The organism is Halosimplex rarum, from assembly GCF_047715405.1.
Lineage (GTDB): Archaea > Halobacteriota > Halobacteria > Halobacteriales > Haloarculaceae > Halosimplex > Halosimplex rarum.
The window spans coordinates 2,422,031-2,440,261 of the sequence record NZ_CP180412.1 but is presented as its reverse complement, the minus strand read 5'-3'; the positions used below and the strand labels follow the sequence as shown (position 1 = coordinate 2,440,261).

The 18,231-nt window shown below is 65.7% G+C and carries 19 protein-coding genes and 1 tRNA gene; 13 read left to right on the top strand and 7 right to left on the bottom strand.

From position 1 onward, the window contains the following. Positions 1 to 2: 2 nt before the first annotated feature. On the bottom strand, positions 3 to 626 hold the full coding sequence (locus tag ACMGFH_RS11720; protein ID WP_415378627.1) for an alpha/beta hydrolase: 624 nt from the start codon (positions 624 to 626) through the stop codon (positions 3 to 5). Between the two features lie 136 nt (positions 627 to 762). On the opposite strand from ACMGFH_RS11720, the gene ACMGFH_RS11715 reads away from it, so the two are divergent. Next, positions 763 to 865, top strand: a tRNA-Asn gene (locus ACMGFH_RS11715). Positions 866 to 966: 101 nt separating this feature from the next. Then, positions 967 to 1,437, top strand: coding sequence for a group I intron-associated PD-(D/E)XK endonuclease (locus ACMGFH_RS11710; protein WP_415378626.1), 471 nt, complete (start codon positions 967 to 969; stop codon positions 1,435 to 1,437). Positions 1,438 to 1,800: 363 nt separating this feature from the next. Here ACMGFH_RS11710 and ACMGFH_RS11705 read toward each other — a convergent pair whose 3' ends face one another. After that, positions 1,801 to 3,357: a lipase maturation factor family protein gene (locus ACMGFH_RS11705; protein ID WP_415378625.1), complete on the bottom strand. Its 1,557-nt coding sequence runs from the start codon at positions 3,355 to 3,357 to the stop codon at positions 1,801 to 1,803. 133 nt (positions 3,358 to 3,490) lie between these two features. Between ACMGFH_RS11705 and ACMGFH_RS11700 the strand changes: the two genes are divergently transcribed. The 4 genes from ACMGFH_RS11700 to ACMGFH_RS11685 all read left to right on the top strand — a co-directional run bounded on the left by ACMGFH_RS11700 (position 3,491) and on the right by ACMGFH_RS11685 (position 9,232). Continuing rightward, positions 3,491 to 4,390, top strand: a complete 900-nt coding sequence (locus ACMGFH_RS11700) for a hypothetical protein (RefSeq protein ID WP_415378624.1) — start codon at positions 3,491 to 3,493, stop codon at positions 4,388 to 4,390. A 90-nt stretch (positions 4,391 to 4,480) separates the two neighbouring features. Then, complete coding sequence (locus tag ACMGFH_RS11695) at positions 4,481 to 5,782, top strand: O-acetylhomoserine aminocarboxypropyltransferase/cysteine synthase family protein (RefSeq protein ID WP_415378623.1); 1,302 nt, start codon at positions 4,481 to 4,483, stop codon at positions 5,780 to 5,782. Beyond that, positions 5,783 to 6,994: a homoserine O-acetyltransferase MetX gene (metX, locus tag ACMGFH_RS11690; protein WP_415378622.1), complete on the top strand. Its 1,212-nt coding sequence runs from the start codon at positions 5,783 to 5,785 to the stop codon at positions 6,992 to 6,994. Between the two features lie 123 nt (positions 6,995 to 7,117). Beyond that, on the top strand, positions 7,118 to 9,232 hold the full coding sequence (locus ACMGFH_RS11685; RefSeq protein WP_415378621.1) for a hypothetical protein: 2,115 nt from the start codon (positions 7,118 to 7,120) through the stop codon (positions 9,230 to 9,232). Between the two features lies 1 nt (position 9,233). On the opposite strand, the gene ACMGFH_RS11680 is transcribed toward ACMGFH_RS11685, so the two are convergent. Further along, a complete protein-coding gene (locus tag ACMGFH_RS11680) occupies positions 9,234 to 9,374 on the bottom strand; it encodes a hypothetical protein (RefSeq protein ID WP_415378620.1) in 141 nt (46 codons plus the stop codon). A 249-nt stretch (positions 9,375 to 9,623) separates the two neighbouring features. Here ACMGFH_RS11680 and ACMGFH_RS11675 point away from each other — a divergent pair, with 249 nt between their 5' ends. The 4 genes from ACMGFH_RS11675 (at position 9,624) to ACMGFH_RS11660 (ending at position 12,240) form a co-directional block, all read left to right on the top strand. After that, positions 9,624 to 10,229 carry a hypothetical protein gene (locus tag ACMGFH_RS11675; RefSeq protein ID WP_415378619.1) on the top strand — a complete coding sequence of 202 codons (606 nt, stop codon included), beginning with the start codon at positions 9,624 to 9,626 and terminating at the stop codon, positions 10,227 to 10,229. A gap of 58 nt (positions 10,230 to 10,287) precedes the next feature. Continuing rightward, complete coding sequence (locus tag ACMGFH_RS11670) at positions 10,288 to 10,971, top strand: hypothetical protein (protein WP_415378618.1); 684 nt, start codon at positions 10,288 to 10,290, stop codon at positions 10,969 to 10,971. A gap of 79 nt (positions 10,972 to 11,050) precedes the next feature. Next, positions 11,051 to 11,344, top strand: coding sequence for a hypothetical protein (locus ACMGFH_RS11665; protein WP_415378617.1), 294 nt, complete (start codon positions 11,051 to 11,053; stop codon positions 11,342 to 11,344). 5 nt (positions 11,345 to 11,349) lie between these two features. Then, positions 11,350 to 12,240: a ketopantoate reductase family protein gene (locus ACMGFH_RS11660; RefSeq protein ID WP_415378616.1), complete on the top strand. Its 891-nt coding sequence runs from the start codon at positions 11,350 to 11,352 to the stop codon at positions 12,238 to 12,240. Between the two features lie 35 nt (positions 12,241 to 12,275). On the opposite strand, the gene ACMGFH_RS11655 is transcribed toward ACMGFH_RS11660, so the two are convergent. Beyond that, positions 12,276 to 14,180, bottom strand: a complete 1,905-nt coding sequence (locus tag ACMGFH_RS11655) for a flippase activity-associated protein Agl23 (protein ID WP_415378615.1) — start codon at positions 14,178 to 14,180, stop codon at positions 12,276 to 12,278. A gap of 107 nt (positions 14,181 to 14,287) precedes the next feature. Further along, on the bottom strand, positions 14,288 to 14,536 hold the full coding sequence (locus tag ACMGFH_RS11650; RefSeq protein ID WP_415378614.1) for a hypothetical protein: 249 nt from the start codon (positions 14,534 to 14,536) through the stop codon (positions 14,288 to 14,290). Between the two features lie 119 nt (positions 14,537 to 14,655). Here ACMGFH_RS11650 and ACMGFH_RS11645 point away from each other — a divergent pair, with 119 nt between their 5' ends. Next, a complete protein-coding gene (locus ACMGFH_RS11645) occupies positions 14,656 to 15,312 on the top strand; it encodes a riboflavin synthase (protein ID WP_415378613.1) in 657 nt (218 codons plus the stop codon). 27 nt (positions 15,313 to 15,339) lie between these two features. On the opposite strand, the gene ACMGFH_RS11640 is transcribed toward ACMGFH_RS11645, so the two are convergent. Then, positions 15,340 to 16,365: a PrsW family intramembrane metalloprotease gene (locus ACMGFH_RS11640; protein ID WP_415378612.1), complete on the bottom strand. Its 1,026-nt coding sequence runs from the start codon at positions 16,363 to 16,365 to the stop codon at positions 15,340 to 15,342. 319 nt (positions 16,366 to 16,684) lie between these two features. Here ACMGFH_RS11640 and pdxT point away from each other — a divergent pair, with 319 nt between their 5' ends. Further along, on the top strand, positions 16,685 to 17,296 hold the full coding sequence (gene pdxT, locus ACMGFH_RS11635; RefSeq protein ID WP_415378611.1) for a pyridoxal 5'-phosphate synthase glutaminase subunit PdxT: 612 nt from the start codon (positions 16,685 to 16,687) through the stop codon (positions 17,294 to 17,296). Between the two features lie 259 nt (positions 17,297 to 17,555). Then, positions 17,556 to 17,843, top strand: a complete 288-nt coding sequence (gene hisE, locus ACMGFH_RS11630) for a phosphoribosyl-ATP diphosphatase (RefSeq protein ID WP_415378610.1) — start codon at positions 17,556 to 17,558, stop codon at positions 17,841 to 17,843. Between the two features lie 66 nt (positions 17,844 to 17,909). Here hisE and ACMGFH_RS11625 read toward each other — a convergent pair whose 3' ends face one another. Further along, positions 17,910 to 18,224 (bottom strand): ASCH domain-containing protein, encoded by a 315-nt coding sequence (locus ACMGFH_RS11625; RefSeq protein WP_415378609.1) that lies wholly within the window; start codon positions 18,222 to 18,224, stop codon positions 17,910 to 17,912. Between the last annotated feature and the right edge of the window lie 7 nt (positions 18,225 to 18,231).

Below are 18,231 nucleotides of genomic sequence, written 5' to 3'. Positions count from 1 at the left end.
CCTCAGCTAGAGAGGGAATCGAGGGTCTCGTCGACGATTCGGCTCTGGTCGTTCCGGAACGAGTGATCCTCGCCGGGGAGTTCGACCACCGCGCCCTCGGGGAGGTGCTCGGCGAGGTCGCGGGCGTTCTCGACCGAGAGGCCCTCGTCCGCATCGCCCTGGAGAATCAGGGTTGGTGGCTCGACGTCGGCGAGTTCGTCGACGGTGATCGTCGGCCGGTCGTCGTACTCGCCGAAAAACACCGCGGGCGCCCACAGGACCATCCGCGCGACGTGTTCGGTCGACAGATGCGTCAGCGCCAGGCGCCCGCCGAAGCTCTTGGCGACGACGGAGACGAGCTCGCAGTCGCGCTCGCGCAGGAACTCGATCTGTGCATCGAGCTCCCGCTGCATGTCCGCCTCGCTCTTCTCGGCGAGGTCGTCCTGACCGGTCCAGGTCTCGAAGCGCGCAACCAGCAGTCCCCGGTCGGCGGCCGCTTCCGCGAACCGGTCGAACACGTCGCCGAACGGCCCGTGTCCCATCCCGGGGAGTATCAGTACGCCCCGTTCTGTGGGATTTTCGGGCTCGTTCAGTCGTCCGGGATAGGTGTCGTCTCCGACTTCGAGAGTGACGGATGCTGTCGACATGCGACCGCGTTCGACGGGTGAAGGGTTAAAATCACCTCTGCTGACATCTGGGTGGGGCTCGTGGTGCGTGACTCCGTGACGCGGCGGGTCCAAAGCGAAATCCCTATACAATAACTCCGGCTATGAATGGATGCGTGCCGCCGTAGCTCAGTTGGTAGAGCACCTCGCTGTTAGGGTGCGCAGGTCACCTGCGTGCCGCAGACACGAGGTTGTCCCAGGTTCGAGTCCTGGCGGTGGCGTTTTATTTTTCGCGCACTCCCGAAGATGCTGGCTGTCGCGTTCTTTTAGTTTCACTTCCTGGCCGAATGTTTTCAATCTATGAACTATTCATCTCATCAGGATGAGCAAGAGAGCAGATCTGTTTTCGGAGTTAGAGGAGACACAAAAGCGCGGACAGGCGACCGAATCGATACTGAAGATGGAGTTCACCGTCCGCGACATCCCTGTCTTGGTTCCTGAGTTCGATAACGAACCGTACGATTTCGTGGTCGAACTCGACGGTGTCTTCAGCCGGATACAGGCGAAAACAGCCTACCAGCGGTCCTCTGGAACAGTTCAATTCGAGACGCTCAGCACTCGCGTTCGAAGTAACGGGTACGAACGCGACGGGTACGAGGGCGATATCGATCACTTCGCCGTCTACAATCCCGTTCTCGACGAGTCATATCTCGTCAACATCGACGAAGCGGCGACTGGAAAAATGGAAATCCGCTACGAGGAGCCGAAGAACAACCAACGTCAGGGAATCAACTGGCACGAAGATTTTCTTCTGGAAAAACGACTAGATCGATTGACTACTGAACAGAGTTGAAAGCCCCGACTGATTCGGCTCGCTGCGCTCCTCGTTCCGCTGTCGTTCGAAAGAGCGCTTTGCGCTCTTTCGTGATGAGCGTGGGACTCTCAGAGTCCCACGAACCTGCGAACGGGCGGCTTTGCCGCCCGTGAGCAGATGACGAGAGAGCTTCGCTCTCTCGAACCACGGTGCTTACGTCGCCGTGCTTCGCCGAACCGGTCGCCCCTTTCATTCCCACCCACTGCACGGTACCGCAGACAGCCTCACACCTCCCCATCCGACTGCGTTGCTCGGTCGCTTCGCTCCCTGCGCTACTCATCCCTCGCACGGTGCTGTCGCGCCACGAGAGGCGCGACAGCGCGCGCCACCGCATCCGACAAACTACTCAGTCCCGGCAATTCGGGCGATGACCTCGCGCTCCTCGCTCTCGTTCCCTTCCGGTTCGGGCACCTCCCAGCCCTGCCGCTGGAGCGTGAGTCTGAACCGCGAGTCGTCGAGCGAGACGGGGCCGTAGTAGATGCCGACGCGCTCGCGAGACCACCATCGGCCACTCTCGCGCAGTTCGCCGAACGAGGTGAACCCGTAGCGGTAGCGCAGAGCGCGGACGTGTTTCGGCGGGTCGTCGGGGAAGGGATCCGTCCGGAGGAGCGAGCGCGCGCCGTCGTCGCCGGCGAGCAGTTTGGCGAGGAAGTGGACGAACCACGGGTGGCGCGCGGGCGAGGGCGACATCGCGGCGAACCACAGCTGCCAGTCCAGCCGGAGGTGGTACGGCGCCCACTGGGGCGGCAGGCGTTCGGGGTCGGTGGGCTTTCCGGGGAACTCGTAGGTTTCCCACTCCGTGTCGTCGGTGACGACCGCGTCGTCGGTCCCCTGGACGACGAGTTCGAAGCGATCGCGGGTGATCGACCCGAACGCGCCGTAGGTGTTGACCAGATTGAGCGGGTCGAACGCGCGGTTCATCGCCTGCGTCGAGGAGATCATGTTCCTGACGGGGTAGTAGCTCAGCGCGGCGACGAGGACGGCGAGGCCCGCGACGGCGACCTGGTACCACAGCGGGAGCGGCGCGAGCGACCCCGCTGCGGGGACCGAGAACGGGATGACGCCGGCGAGGACGACGTCGGCGAACAGGCTCCCGGCGAGGACGATACTCAGAAAGCTCAGGAACGCGAAGTTGCCGGTGAGCATCAGCCAGAGATGGAAGCCGACGGTGGCGACTCCCGCGGCGGCAGCCACGCGGGGTGGTCCGAAGTAGAAGAACGGGACGGCGAGTTCGACGACGTGATTGCCGAGCACCTCGACGCGGTGGAATCGGTCGGGGAGGCGGTGGGCGACCCACGAGAGCGGGTTCGGCATCGGCTGGGTCTCGTAGTGGTAGTCCATACACGTCAGCTCGCGCCAGCAGTCGTCGCCGCGGATCTTGATGAGGCCGGCGCCGAGCATGTTGCGGAACTCCACCCAGCGGAAGAGGTAGATCACGACAGCGGGGGCGATCAGGTCGGGGGCGCCCAGGAAGATGGCGAGGAAGCCCGCCTCGCAGAGCATCGACTCCCAGCCGAAGCCGTAGAAGGTCTGGCCGGCGTTGACGAACGAGAGGTACAGCCCCCACATCACCGTCCAGACGAAGACGTAGACGGGTGTGCCGAAACGGCCGGGAATTCCGACGAGCGCGAGCGCGGCGAGAACGACACCCAGCCACGCGCCCGCGGCGAGCGCGCGGTCGCTGTCGAGGAAGTAGAACAGCGACGGTTTCTGCCGAAATTCGTAGCGCTCGACGTACTGGCCGAGCGGGAGCAGGCCGTCCTCGCCGGCGAGCGGACGGAACTGCCGGGCGGCGACGAGGAAGCCGACGAGGTAGGTCAGCGCGATCCCGCGCTGGAGGAGCAAACGGGCGACCCAGAACTCGCCGCCCCACGGCGTCCAGGCGTACCACGGCGCCATCGGTCGGTCGAGTGACGGACGCGGACGAGTATAAGTCGACCGCTCGATGCGCCGACGAACATGCGGCGACCTTTCCTACCCCGCTGCACGGGGAGAGACAGTGATAAATGGGTGCGCCCCGAGGTGCGTGGGCATGAGCGACGCGTTCGAGGTCTCCGAGAAACGGTCCGTTCCGCCGGCCGAGGCGTTCGCCCTCCTCGGCAACGAACTGCGAGTATCCATTCTCCTCGAACTCGGCGACGCCAAAGAGGGAAGCCAGCCCCGGCCGCTCCCCTTCGAGGAACTGCGCCGCCGCTGTGACGTCACCGACAGCGGCCGGTTCAACTACCACCTCCAGGAACTGCTCGACGTCTTCGTCACCGAGAAAGCGGAGGGGTACGGCCTGCTGTATCCCGGTGTCATCCTCTACCAGGCGATCAAGGCCGACAGTTTCACCGACCGGACGACAGTGGACCCGTTCCCCGTCGACTCGGCGTGCGTCGCCTGCGACGGCGAACTGGAAGCGACCTACCGGAACAGCATGCTCGTCGTCCGCTGCCGGGACTGCGGCGACCTGGCGTTCAAGTACCACCTCCCGCCGGGCGCCATCCGGTCGAACGACCCCGACGCGGTGCTGTGGGCGGCGAGCGTCTACGCCCGCCGGGATCTCATGACCGTCGCCAGCGACGTCTGCCCGACCTGTGCCAGCGAGATGTACCACGACGTGGTCCCCGAGGAAGAGAAGTCCAGCGACCTCGAACACGCGATGCCCGGCCCCGCCGTCGTCCACCACTGCTCGTACTGCAAGAACTTCTTCTCGACGGACCTCCCGGAGGTGCTCGTCTATCACCCCGACGTGCTGCCCTTCGTCGCCGCCAACGCGCCCGACCTGCTGACGGATCTGCTGTGGACCGCCGACGCCTGCGACCCCGACGATATCGCCGTTACGGAGCGCGACCCGCTGCGCGTGACCGTCCCGCTCGAAGCCGGTGGAGAAGGCCTCGACGTGACCGTCGACCGCTCGCTCGACGTCGTCGAAACCGACCGACACTGACGCGCCGGCAGCGGTCGTGCCAACCGTTATCACTGAGATATTTGCCGTAACTCGTGGTTATAGATGTTTGGGGATATATGCACGACACACATGACCGATCCGTACGCCTTCGGGACGCGTTGCGTCCACGCCGGCCAGGAGGTCGATCCGGCGACAGGGGCCCGCGCCCCGCCGATCTACCAGACGACCTCGTACGTCTTCGACGACGCGGACACCGCGGCCGACCGGTACGCGCTGGACGACGGGGGGAACGTCTACTCGCGGTTCGACAACCCGACCGTCTCCACGCTAGAGCGCCGGCTCGCCTCCCTCGAGAACGGCACCGCCGCCGTCGCCACCGGCTCCGGCATGGCCGCGCTCGACGCGGGCACCTCTATCCTCGCCAGCGCCGGTGACAACGTCGTCACCGCCTCGTCTATCTACGGCGGCACCCACTCTTACCTCTCGAACATGGGGAGCCGCCGCGGCATCGAAACGCGCTTCGTCGACACGCTCGACCCCGAGGCGTACGCCGAGGCCATCGACGAAAACACCGCCTACGTCCACTACGAGACCATCGGCAATCCCTCGCTGGTCACGCCCCCGATGGAGGAAATCGCAGACGTCGCCCACAAGCGCGGCGTCCCCGTCTTCGTCGACAACACGTTCGGCACGCCCGCGCTCTGCAATCCGCTCGACCACGGCGCAGACGTCGTCTGGGAGTCGACCACCAAGTGGATCCACGGCTCCGGTACCACCGTCGGCGGCGTCCTCGTCGACGGCGGGTCGTTCCCCTGGGCCGACTATCCGGAGAAGTTCCCCGAAATCGGCGCGCCCAACGGCGCCTTCGACGGCGTCACCTTCGCCGAACGGTTCGGCGAGAAGGCGTTCGCGATGGCCGCTCGCCAGCGCGGCGTCCGCTCGCTCGGCGACGGCCAGAAACCATTCGACGCCTGGGCGACCCTTCAGGGCACCGAGACCCTCGAACTCCGGATGGAACGCCACTGCGAGAACGCCCAGACCGTCGCGGAGTTCCTCGCCGACCACCCCGGTGTCGAGTGGGTCACCTACCCGGGTCTGGAATCACACGAGACCCACGACTACGCCACCGAGTACCTGAGCGGGGGCTACGGCGGCATGATCGCTTTCGGTCTGACCGGGGGCTTCGAGGCCGGCAAGCGCTTCTGCGAGGAGACCGACCTCGCCCAGTTCCTCGCCAACATCGGCGACGCGAAGACGCTCGTCATCCACCCCGCGAGCACGACCCACGCCCAGCTCTCCGAGGAGGAACAGCGCGCCAGCGGCGTCACGCCCGACCTCGTGCGCCTCTCGGTCGGGATCGAGGACGTCGGCGACGTGCTCGCGGACGTCGACGGCGCTATCGAGCGGGCGAACGAACCGGGTGACTCGTAGATGGAGATCGAACGCGACTCGGTCTCGCTCGGCGAGTTCGAGTTCGAGTGCGGCCGCTCGGTCCCGGAGCTCGAGGTCTCTTACGAGGCCTACGGGGAGTTCACCGGGGACAACGCCGTCCTCGTCTGTCACGCGCTCACCGGGAGCGCTCACGTCGCCGGGCGCCACCCCGACCAGGAGACCGACGGCCAGGCCCGCGCCTGGTGGGACGACATCGTCGGTCCCGGCAAGGCCATCGACACTCGCGAGTACTACGTCCTCTGTGCGAACGTCCCCGGTTCCTGTTACGGCACGACTGGTCCCGCCAGCGAGAACCCGGAGACCGGCGAGCCCTATGGCACCGACTTCCCGGCGGTCACCGTCGCGGACTGGACCGACGCCCAGCGACAACTGCTCGACGAACTCGGGATCCCGCATCTCCACGCAGTCGTCGGCGGTAGCGTCGGCGGCATGAACGTCCTCGAATGGGCGAAACAGCATCCGGACCACGTCGAGCGCATCGTCCCCATCGCCGCCGCCGCTCGCCTCGACGTGCAGTGTCTCGCGCTCGACGCCATCGCCCGCCGGGCGATCACCACCGACGACGACTGGCAGGGCGGCGACTACTACGGCGATGGCCCAAGCCCCGACGACGGACTCGCCCTCGCACGTCAGATCGGCCACGTCATGTATCTCTCGAAGGCCTCGATGGAACAGAAGTTCGGTCGCCGCGCGGCCGGCCGGGACGCCGCGCGCTCGTTCCCGACCGACCCCGCGGCGGGCTTTTTCCCCTACCGCGACGTGGAGTCGTATCTCGACTACAACGCGGAGTCGTTCGTCGACCGCTTCGACGCCAACGCCTACCTTTATCTCACCCGCGCGATGGACAACTACGACCTCTCGGCGGGCTTCGAGTCCGACGAGGACGCGCTGGCGGCCTTCGACGGCGAGGCGCTCGTCATGTCGTTCACCGGCGACTGGCACTTCACTCCCGCGCAGGCCGAGGAACTCGCCGACTCGTTGCGCGACGCGGACGTACACGCGGCCCACCACGTCGTGGAGTCCGACCACGGCCACGACGCCTTCCTCGTCGAACCCGAGAACGTGGGTCCGCCGCTCGCGGACTTCCTCGCGGACGGCGTCGACGGGACGGCCGTCACCGACACCGACGAACCCCCCGAGGACGACGACCCGTCGTTCGCGCCGGTTCACACGAGCCTGTTCTCTGATTGACGGGTTTTCCGGGCCAACAAGCTTTTTTCTCCCCACTGCGTTTGCTCGGATACTCGTCTCGGGGGGACGGGCACGGGTGGACTGCCGTTGCCCCACGGGGAGAGCGCAGGAGCCCTCTACAGCATGACAATCGACCTGGACGCGACCCGCCCGCAGATCCGCCCGCACCCGAGTCGCGACGGCGCGCAGATCGTCGACCCGATCCAGGAGACCCAGTTCGCGCTTCTCACCCCCGAGCAACCGGACATCTCCGACTGTGACACCGACCGTTTCTACTTCCCCGCAGACACCGCGGCGACGATCCGAACCGACACGATCGAGACGCCGTATTTCGTTCCGCTGTGGATTCGCGACGAGGATGGGAACACCGTCGCGGAAGTCAACGATCACGATTCAGTGACCCTCCCTCCTGGCCGCTATAACGTCGAGTTGGCAACTACGCAGGTCAAACTACAGTTAGCAGTCGATGGCGGGATCGCAATCACCTCGATGGAAGATTGCGTCCGCTTGTCGTTCTCCGAGACGAATCACGTACACGTCGGCGCCCGCTCCGTACACGAGCAACCTGCGGCTACTGTTACGACAACAGAGAAACCTGAAGATATCATGGCTGCCCTTTCGACGCTCGGGTCGGCGTTGAAAACGACCAGTTGTGAGCGATCGTTCCCGTCGTTACGGGGACACCCTCCGCTAATTGAACTGGGAGATGAACTCTCGATCCCAGAGGCGATCGATTCTCCGGACAACGGAGTCGCTATCGAAGTGCCGCCCGTGGAGGAGTTCATCTATCCCGTCGTCCCGCTCGTGTATTATCTCGGGGCGACGCTACAACCGGGCCCGTCTCCCCGAATCGTTACCGACGAATGGTCGTATCCACTGGACGACGATGATGGGTTCGAACCCGCTGTCGCCCGAACCCTCAAACAGGTCCTCTTGCTGGATTGCGCCACGCGCACGGAAGGATACTATCAGGTAGACCTACACGAACGTGCAGAAGTGGAAGAACGAGTGGATATCGACTTCGCGAGCGTCTACGACCAGTCGCTTCCCGAACAGCTCAGGGCCTATCTCGAAATCCCGTACGAGTCGCTCGAAGATATCGTCCCAAAGTGGAAACTGACCGCCGACGTTCGGCCGTACGCCGAATACGTCAGCGCGCTTCCGTTCCTCGCGAACGAACTCGCGATCGTCCGCTGCCCGGGAGCGGTCCCCTCGGACGACGAGGCGCTGGAGGACCTTTCAGAGCAAGTGGAGTCGTTCTTCCGCGACAACCCGCAGGCGCTACGTCGGAGCACGAAAGCACGGTCGACCAACTCCTCAACCTCTACGGCTGAGACGGATATCTTCCGTCCCGACCCTGCGGACAGCATCGAACAGGCGTACGTCGGTAATGGACTCCCCGTCGGTGCGAGCAAGATGACGGTCGACGCGTACTATCGTCGGCTAACGTTCGAACCGACGACTGACCCACAGATTCGGGTCGCAGTCGTCTGCAACGATGAAGAGATGACCGACGAGAACGTCGTTTCAGAAATCTACGGGACGCGTGACTGGGTCGAGTTCGATATCTCGTTCCAGGATCAGTTGACAACAGTGGAGATGCGCGAGGTTCTGGAGTCGGACATCGACTTCTTCCACTATATCGGCCACGTCGACGACGAGGGCATCCGTTGTACCGATGGATATCTCGATACGCGACACCTCTCCGAGATTAATGTCAGTGCCTTCCTCCTCAATGCGTGTGACTCCTATGAACAAGGACGGGGCCTAGTGGAGAGTGGGGCGATGGCCGGAATTGCGACAGTAACCGACATCGTCAACGAGGCAGCGACCTCCGTCGGTCGTACCGTCGCAAAGTTACTCAACCAAGGCTTCTCGCTTGCAGCAACTGTGTCGATAATCAAGCAGTACGAGCAGATTGGTCATCATTATCTGGTCGTAGGTGACGCAAGTGCCTCCATCGTCGAAAATCGGTCTGGGACTCCGAATAAAGCCGTTGTCGAGAAGGCAGAGGATTCCTATGACCTCACGCTGTTTGGATATCCAACCCTGTCAACACCGATGGGTACGGTGTTCATTCCTCAAATTGACGGCGTGACCTCGTTTTACATAAACTCCGGCCAGATGGGAACACATACGTTAACAGCACCAGAGACTATCGATTTCCTCCACAAGCAGGATATTCCAGTAGAAATTAACGACTCTCTCTGCTGGAGTATGGACGTTTCCGATTTGTAACTCAGGGACCGGTCAGCGAGCCGCCGTTGGCCGCTGCGGCGGAGCCGGCCTGCGAGAGCAGCAACAGCGCGCTGAACATGACGCCGATCCATTTGGGGTTCTCTTCGAGGAATTCGCGGAGTCGCGTTGATTCTTGGCTCATAGCCAAATATTTATTTATCCGCTACCTGATTGAATTTATCTAAAAATTAGAGATAAATTAACCATTGTATTATCAGTATCTACGAGAGAGATTAGAAATCGGTGCCTCGTGGCGTCTCGTTTGGAATCTGGTTCGGCTGGAGAGAGTGGTCTTCGGACGATAGGATGTCAGAGAATAATAAGATTCATTGTCACGTAGGTCCGCTGTCGAGATGTCTATGGTGAGAGGGGAACACAGGGTGGGGGGGAGATGACGGGCGGATCCGACGATGGGGACGCTCTCGCGGACGCGACGACGGTCCTCCTGTTGGCGCCCGACGTACAGAGCCGATCGATGGACGCCTGCGTGCGAGCGTTCCGGCGAATCGACGACAGCATCGACCGCGTCGCCGCGGTAACGCTCACGGGATCCGCATCGGAGTGGCTCTCGCTGTGGACGCACAGCACGCTGTCGGGGACGAAACCGGTCACGTGCGTCGAAGTCGACGAAACCACGCGCTCCGCGGCGGTTGCGACCGACGGTGCGACGGACGCGACAGTCGAGCGAGTCTCCGACCCGACCGACCTGGAGGCGCTCGGGCGGCGAATCAGCGACGTGCTCGAACGCGCCGACGACGCGGGCGACGACGTCGGCGTCGCGGTCCACTCATTGACCGGGATTCTTCGACACGTCGACGAGTCGACCGCGTTCAAGTTCGTCTACACGCTCGGAGAGGTGACCAGGCGCGTCGACGGCGTCGCGTTCTTCCACCTCGACCCCGACGCCCACGAGCCGACGACCGTGGAGACGTTTCGGATCCTCTGCGACACGGTCGTCCAGTCGGAGGGGCCGCGGTTCACCGTCGTCGACCGGTGAGGAAATCGCGGGACGGCAAAGGGGTGGCTCTTTATACCTCCCTGGTGAGACGCCGAACATGACTTCGGGACGGCACCTGGTCGTGCTCGCAGGTGCCGACGCTGGGGCGGTGGATTCGATGGCAGCGACGCTCCGCGGCGACGGCACGGTCAGGACGGCGTACAGCCCCGCGGGGCTCCGTGAGACGCTGGACGACGAAGTCGACGTCGTCCTCGTCGGCAGCGACCTCCGCGACGGACCGCTCGAACCGATCCTGGCCGAGCTGCGGACTTCCGAGACGGGCTGGCGGATCGCGGTTCTCGATTCGGAGGCGGACAGCGACTGGATATGGGGCCGGGACCGAGACCGGAACCGGGACAGTCCCCGGGACGGCCCGGAGGTGCCGGTCGACGCTGTCGCGGAGTGGGACGAGGACGCGGTTCGCGCGACGGTGTCGCGACTGGCGGCCCGCGCCCGGTATCGGAAACGGCTGGAGGAGTACTACGCGCTCGCGGAGGAGCGGGCGGCGGTCGCGGACGAAGACGAGGACGCGGCGCCGAAACGCGACAGACTGGACCGACAGATCGACCGGCTTCGACGCGACCTCGCCGACGGATTTCGGCGGATAGACGACGCTTCCGCCTTCGACGCCGCTCTGTCCCCACGTGAGCGCAAACTGGATGGCGACTGTCCGAACGCACCCGACGGGTCGGAGGGGTCGGAGGAGCCCGACGGGACGGAGCCGGACGTCTGCGACGAGTGAGCGGCCGCGGTGGCTGGCGTGACGGCCCGTTTGCAGCCCTGTCACGTACTTTTATGCGCGAGTCGCGACAAGATCCGGTATGAGCCAGCCAGCGGAGGAGATCGAGATCGGCTTCGGCCAGGCGGTCTACGACGACGAGGGGAACCAACTGGGGACGGTCCGTGGATTCGACGAACACGGGTTCTACGTGACCACGGACGAGGGGATCGCGGCGCTGTCGGGCGAGCACCTCGCGACCGGCGAGGCGGCCGAGGCGGAGCTGATGTGGCGCTGCTGGGAGTGCGGCGAGATGGGCGACGTCGAGGACCTCCCCGACGCGTGCCCCAACTGCGGCGCCGCCCGCGAGGACATCTACTACTGGATCGAAGACTGAACCCCGTGCGAGTCCTCGTCTTCGGCGCCGGGAGCCTCGGCAGCCTCCTCGGCGGACTGCTCGCACGCGCCCACGAAGTGACGCTGATCGGCCGGGACCCGCACGTCGAGCGCATCCGCGACGCCGGCCTCCGCATCGAGGGGGAGGTGTTGGCCCGCGTCCGACCCGCGGCAGTGACGACCGTCCCCGACGGGCGCTTCGATCTGGCCGTCGTGACGGTGAAGGCGTTCGACACGGACGCGGCCGCAGCGGCGCTCGCCGACGCCGATCTCGGCGGCGTCCTTTCGCTGCAGAACGGACTCGGCAACGAGGAGCGACTGGCCGACGAGCTGGCCTGTCCGGTGCTGGCCGGAACGTGTACCTACGGCGCTCGCCTGCGCGGCCCGGGCCGCGTCGAGTGTACCGGTCGCGGCGAGGTGGTGCTCGGCCCGCCCGACGGTGGGTCTTCGCCCCACGCCGACCGGGTTGGCGCCGCCTTCGACGCGGCCGATGTGGAGACGACAGTCGCCGCGGACATGCCGCGGCGCCTCTGGGAGAAACTCGCGGTCAACGCCGGGATCAACGCCGTGACCGCGCTCGTTCGGGCGGAGAACGGCGCGCTCTCGGAGGGGCCGGCGGGTGTCCCGGCTCGTCGGGCCGCCGTCGAGACGGCCGCGGTCGCACGCGAGCGCGGGATCGACCTCTCTGACGAGGCGGCCGCGAGCGCGGTCGAGCGAGTCGCCGACGCGACGGCCGCGAATCGGTCGTCGATGCTCCAGGATATCGAGGCCGGCGAACGGACCGAGGTGGACGCGATAAACGGCGCCGTCGTCGACCGGGCCGAGGGGCCGGTCCCGGTCAACGAGACGCTGACGGCGCTCCTCCGGGGTTGGGAACGGGAGCGTGACCTGCGATAGAAGTGGACTAACGGGAGCGGCGCGTTCGCAGTCGGTCACCCGCCCGCCGGCTGCGGCGCGGTCGCGTTCCCGGCGGACGCCCCGGAGGCGGACGAGCGGTCGGTGAAGAAGACGGCCTCGCTCCCGTAGGCGCGCAGGCGGTGGACCTCCGAGTCGTAGCCTTCCAGCGCCGGACTGAGGTCGTTCTCCAGTATCTCCGGTGCGATGACGACGAGCGGGTCGAGCGGCTCCCCTTGCAGTTGCTGAACCGCATCCTCGGCGCTCTGGATGCAGTCACCCGTCGCGCCGTAGGCCTCGATGTACCACTGCAGTGGGAGCGTGTTGCTGATGCTCGAACACCTCGGTTCGAGACCGCCGCTGCGGGGATTTTCACGGACGTAACTGGACCCGACGATGAGCACGTCGGTCCCCTCGTGCGTCCCGGCGCGTTCTTCGAGGACCCGCATCGACGGGCGGAAGTCGTCGGCGGGCTGGGCGTACTGGACGAGTTCGTTGTCGTCGCTGGCCGGGTCGAGGTAGACGCTTCCGGCCATGGAGGCGGCCATGTAGCCGCCGATAAGCAGGAGGACGAACGCGGTGACGCCGAAGCGGACCGAGCCGGTGTGGAGCGAGTCGCGCGCGCGGTCGACGACGAGCGCGATGCCGACGCCGGCGGGGACCGCCAGCGGGACGAGCGCGTTCACCGCGATCCAGGCGTTGGCGATGTCCGTCCCGAGCGGATACCCGATGACCGAGACGAAGCCCCAGTAGGCGCAGAAGAGGACGACGCCGCGCGAGCGGACGCGGCCCCAGCGCTCGGCGATGAAGCCGACGACGGCCATCGCCGTGAGGGCGAACGCCGCCTGGGCCATCGCGTGGAGCTCCTGCCCGAGGAAACAGAGGTACGCGTCGACGATGTTATCCTTCCGACAGCCCGCGTCGGTCGCGCCGCCGAACCAGTAGCTGTACCCCTCGACCACGTCGTCGAGCGTCCGGTTGAACAGTTCGGGGAACAGCGTCGGGTTCCAGACGGTCTGCCAGAAGCCGACGGCCTCGGTTCCGGGCGACCGCGGCGCGTAGAAGTACAGGGTGACGCCGAGGAAGAGGAAAATGGCGACTGCGAAGTGCCAGACGAAGTCGGCGAGGTACTCGGCGAGGGGTCGCCGGTCGGTCTCGTCGACGCGGGCCCTGAGCCACTCGAAGCCGGACTGGTCGTCGCCGGTCCGAAAGAGCAACTGGTCCACGAGCAGGGCGCTCGCACCGATCCACACCAGCAGGTAGACCGCGGCGTTCTCCTTCGCAGTGAACGCGAGCGCGACGAAGACGACGGCCGCGTGGACGTAGCGGACGTTCCACTCGTCGTACGCGCGCACGAGCAGGCCGAACGCGACGAAGGCGAACGCGGCGGCTATCAGCGTGCTCCGGTAGAACCGCGAGTAGTAGACGAGCAGGGGGTTCAGCGCCAGGAAGAAGGCGACGCCCACGATCTCGTCGCGTTCGAGGTGTTCGCGGAACAGCAGCGCCGACAGCGGCAGCAGGCCGCCGATCACCACCACGACCAGTCGCATCGTGAAGTCGTTGGCGCCCAAGGCGTCGAAGACGAACTTGTTGACGTGCTGGACGAACGGACCGTGGATGATGTAGCGGTACTCGAACTGGCCGGAGTCGAGGAAGTAATCGGCCCACCAGGCGACGCGCCCCTCGTCGTAGTGCGCGACGCGCGCACCGAGGAAGGCGAGGCGGACGACGAACCCGGCGACGACGATCCCGAGCACCCACCGAGTCGCCTCGTCGAGACGGTCGGACCGACCGAACCGGGAGGCACCGTCGTCGGGGTCCGGATCGGGCGCAGGGTCCCGTCCGTCGCCGGCATCGGCGCGAGAGGAGGGCTCGGACTCTGGCGCGTCCGCGGCGTCGTCTGACTCGTCGCGGGCGGGTGACTCGGAGTCGGAGCGGCGCATATCCGCCGTGTCACATCCTCACGATTTTAACGCTTGGATCTGTTTCGGTTCGGCACTGCCCTCGCACCGCGACCGCCGCCGGTCGCCACCGCGGAGTCCCGACAGTCTCAGTTCTCGTCGTCGTCCGGCGACTTCACGACGGTCCCGAGCGTCTTCTCGACGGCGGTCCCCGCGAGGTCGCCCGGCGTCGTGACGTACTCCTCGATCGCGATCATCAGGCCCGCGGCGACCAGCAAGGCGGCACCGATACCCGTCTTCCCCTGGAGCACGAGGTAGTCGAACCCCAGCATCGCGACCGGGATCGCGAATACGAGCGTCGCCCCGAGCCCCACCATTCCGAGGATACTGCGCGCCATGCGCTCGGATACCCTCCCGATCGGCAAAAGCCCCCCGCCTCCGGGAACCCGCGGTCGCCGATCTCATTCCACATCTGGGAACGATAATCCTTTTGTGACGATCTTCCCAACCGAGTCGTATGTTCACCGGTATCGTCGAGGAGACGGGCGAGATCGTCGGAATCGAGGACACGGACGCCGGCCGCCGGCTCCGGATCGGGACGAGCTATGCGGGTCTGGAGGGCGGGCAGAGCGTCAGCGTCGACGGCGCCTGCCTCACCGTCGAGGAGCACGAGGACGGGGAGTGGTTCTCGGTGTTCCTGGCCGCAGAGACGCTCGATCGGACGACGTTCGATTCCGTCGTCGAGGGCCAGGAGGTCAACCTGGAGCGGGCGCTCGCGGCCGACGAGCGCTTCGACGGCCACGTCGTCCAGGGCCACGTCGACGGGACGACCGATATCGTCGACGTCGAGCGCGTGGGAGAGGACTGGGCGTACACCTTCGAGCTACCGCCGGGGCTGGCCCAGTACGTCGTCGAGAAGGGCTCGATCGCGCTCGACGGGATCAGCCTGACGGTCGCCGCGCTGGACGAGGCGGCGGGGACGTTCTCGGTAGCGATCATCCCGACGACGTACCACGAGACGACGCTCTCGGCGAAAGAACCGGGCGACGCGGTTCACGTAGAGGTCGACGTGTTCGCGAAGTACGTCGAGCGGATGCTCGGCCTGGCCGACCGCGACGTCGAGGCCGGCGCCGACGTGGCCGCCGTGCGAGAGGCGCTCGGCGAGTACCGATAGGTCCCTAAGACGGCAGAGACCGCCGGATCAGCCGTCGAACTCGGTGAGTTCCGATTTCTGTCCCCCCGGCGCGTCGTCGTGAGTCTCGTGGTAGGCCTTCCGGTAGCGGGAGATCTTTCGGATGAGCAGGAACCCGAAGATGCCGTCGTAGAGGATGATGAACCCGAAGAAGGCGACGAACCACGGGATCCCGGTGAGGTTCGCGACGATGGCGGGGACGACGCTCGAAAGCGAGTTGTACGTCGCGTGGACGAGCGCGGCGATGAGCAGCCCCTTCACCACGATAGGACCGGCGTTCTCGCTGTTGAACTTCGCGAGTCCGAGGTAGTAGCCCGCGAACGCCGAGTAGATGACGTGGCCGGGTCCCGCGAGCGCGCGGACGGCCGAGATGCTGCTGCCCGCAGCGATCAGACTCAGCGGGTCGGCGATCCCCTGCGTCTGTCCGGAGATGTAGAGGGCGTTCTCGATGGTCGCGAAGCCCAGCCCGGCCATCGCGCCGTAGACCGCCCCGTCGACGACGGCGTCGAACTCCGGCTTTCGATAGGGGTACAGCCACACCGCCAGGAGCTTCACCGTCTCCTCGACCGGTCCCACGACGAGGAAGAAAAAGAGGATCTGGGCGGCGAAGCCGACGATCCCGACCGTCAGCCCCATCGACTGGATCCCCCAGTCGGCGATCCCGTTCAGGATCCCGGCGAAACCGGCGAACAGCACGCCGAGGACGAACGTACCGACGAGCAGTTCGAGCGGTTCCGACGTCGTCACGTCGGCGTACCAGACGTAGGCCGCGAGCGCCAGCGCCGGCACGGCCGACAGCAACACGAAGACGCCGATGATCGGGTCAGTGACGGCGCCCAGGCCGCCGAGCGCGAACTGCAGGCCGAGGATGGCCACGGCGACGAGGATCACGAACAGCCGCGCCGCCGAGACGCCGACGGAGTAGAGCCCGGCCGACAGCCTGTCGAACCCCGTTCGCACCTCCCAGGTCGACACCTCGTAGAGGTCCCGTCCATTCTCCGCACGCGCCTCGACCGGGTCCCGGCTATCTGACATGGATCGGCCATACGGCTTCCGCGTCCCTAACAGTTTGGCCGTACGTCGCGCGTCACCCGCTGTCTGTGACGAACGGTCGACCTTATACCTCCTAGATGTGGCTTAATACCTCATATTTCATTCAGGGGTATGGTTATCAGTGCGAGTCGGTGACGTGCGGGTAATGACACGAGTCAGCACGAGTCGCGGGATGCTCTACTCCGCCCCGCCGACAGACGAGGACGAGGACGACGAACCGGCTGAATCGGCGGACGACTGACCGACGGGCGGGTTCCTTCGGAGCGAGAGGTTTTTCGCGTCGCATCCGGTACCGGAGGGTATGACCATCAGAGCGGGCGTCGTCGCCGTCCAGGGCGACGTGAGCGAACACGCCGAGGCGATCCGCCGGGCGGCCAGCAGTCACGACGAGACCGCGGAAGTCATCGAGATTCGCCAGTCCGGCGTCGTCCCGGACTGCGATCTGTTGCTCCTCCCTGGCGGCGAGTCGACGGCCATCTCCCGGCATCTCCAGCGGGAGGGGATCGCCCCCGAGATCGTCGACCACGTGGAGGCCGGCAAGCCGGTCCTGGCGACCTGTGCGGGGCTCATCGTCGCCTCGGCCGACCCGAACGACGACCGCGTCACCTCGCTGGACCTGATCGACGTGACCGTCGAGCGCAACGCGTTCGGCCGGCAGGCGGATAGTTTCGAGGCGCCATTGGACGTGACGGGTCTCGACGACCCGTTCCCGGCCGTGTTCATCCGCGCGCCGCTGATCGACTCGGTGGGCGACGCCGAGGTGCTCGCCGAGTGGGACGGGCGGGCGGTCGCGGTGCGGGACGGTCCGGTTGTAGGGACCTCGTTCCATCCGGAGTTGACCGACGACTACCGGATTCACGATCTGGCGTTTTTTGAAAGCGAGGTCGCGAACGCAGTGAGTGACCTCGATTAGCGAGCGGGGAACGAAGTGACCCGCGAGCAGCGCGTGGCGCGAGCGTAGCGAGCGCCACGGTATTTCGAACGGGGAGCGAAGCGACCCGTGAGAGGGGGAGGTCGCGAACGCAGTGAGCGACCTCGGCTAGCGAGCGGGGAACGAAGTGACCCGCGAGCAGCGTGTGGCGCGAGCGTAGCGAGCGCCACGGTATTTCGAGCGCGACGCCGACGGCCGGAAACCCGAGGGGACTTACCCCAGGGCGCCGACGTAGCGGGTAATGACCGACGACGTGCTCGACGAGCTGTTCGCCGTCATCGAGGACCGCAAGGAGAATCTGCCCGAGGACTCCTACACCGCGTCGCTGTTCGACCACGAGAAAGGCGAGAACGCCGTGCTGGAGAAACTGGGGGAGGAGACGACGGAGTTGCTGCTCGCCGCCAAGGACGACGACCGCGAGGAGATCGCCCACGAGTCCGCCGACATCGTCTACCACCTGCTGGTTCTCCTCGCGATGAAAGACATGGATCTAGCGGACCTGCGCGACGAGCTGGCCGAGCGGCGGTAGGAGGGGAAACGGCCCTCCCGACGCCGAACTTCTACTGGTACCGTAGCGACGTGTCGACTGGAACGATCACTCTCGGGGCTCGAAGCGGTGGCGGACGACTTCGCTGTCGTCGTCCCACTCGAACTCGTCGTGGACGCGGTTCAGCCGCTGGCGATACCCCTCCAGATCCTCGGACCCCTCGCGTCGGGCGTCCTCGTCGGTGAGGTCGCCGAGCGTCCGTCGGGTCACGTCGGTCACTTCGAAGGTCCGTCCGTCGATCTCGAAGATGTCGCCCTCCTCGGCGTACTCGTGGCCGCGATGCATCTGGGTGATTTCCCCGTCGGCTGCCAGTTGCTGGACGTGGCCGTTCGGGAGGAGTTCGCTCGCGTCGATGTTCGCCATACTCGGG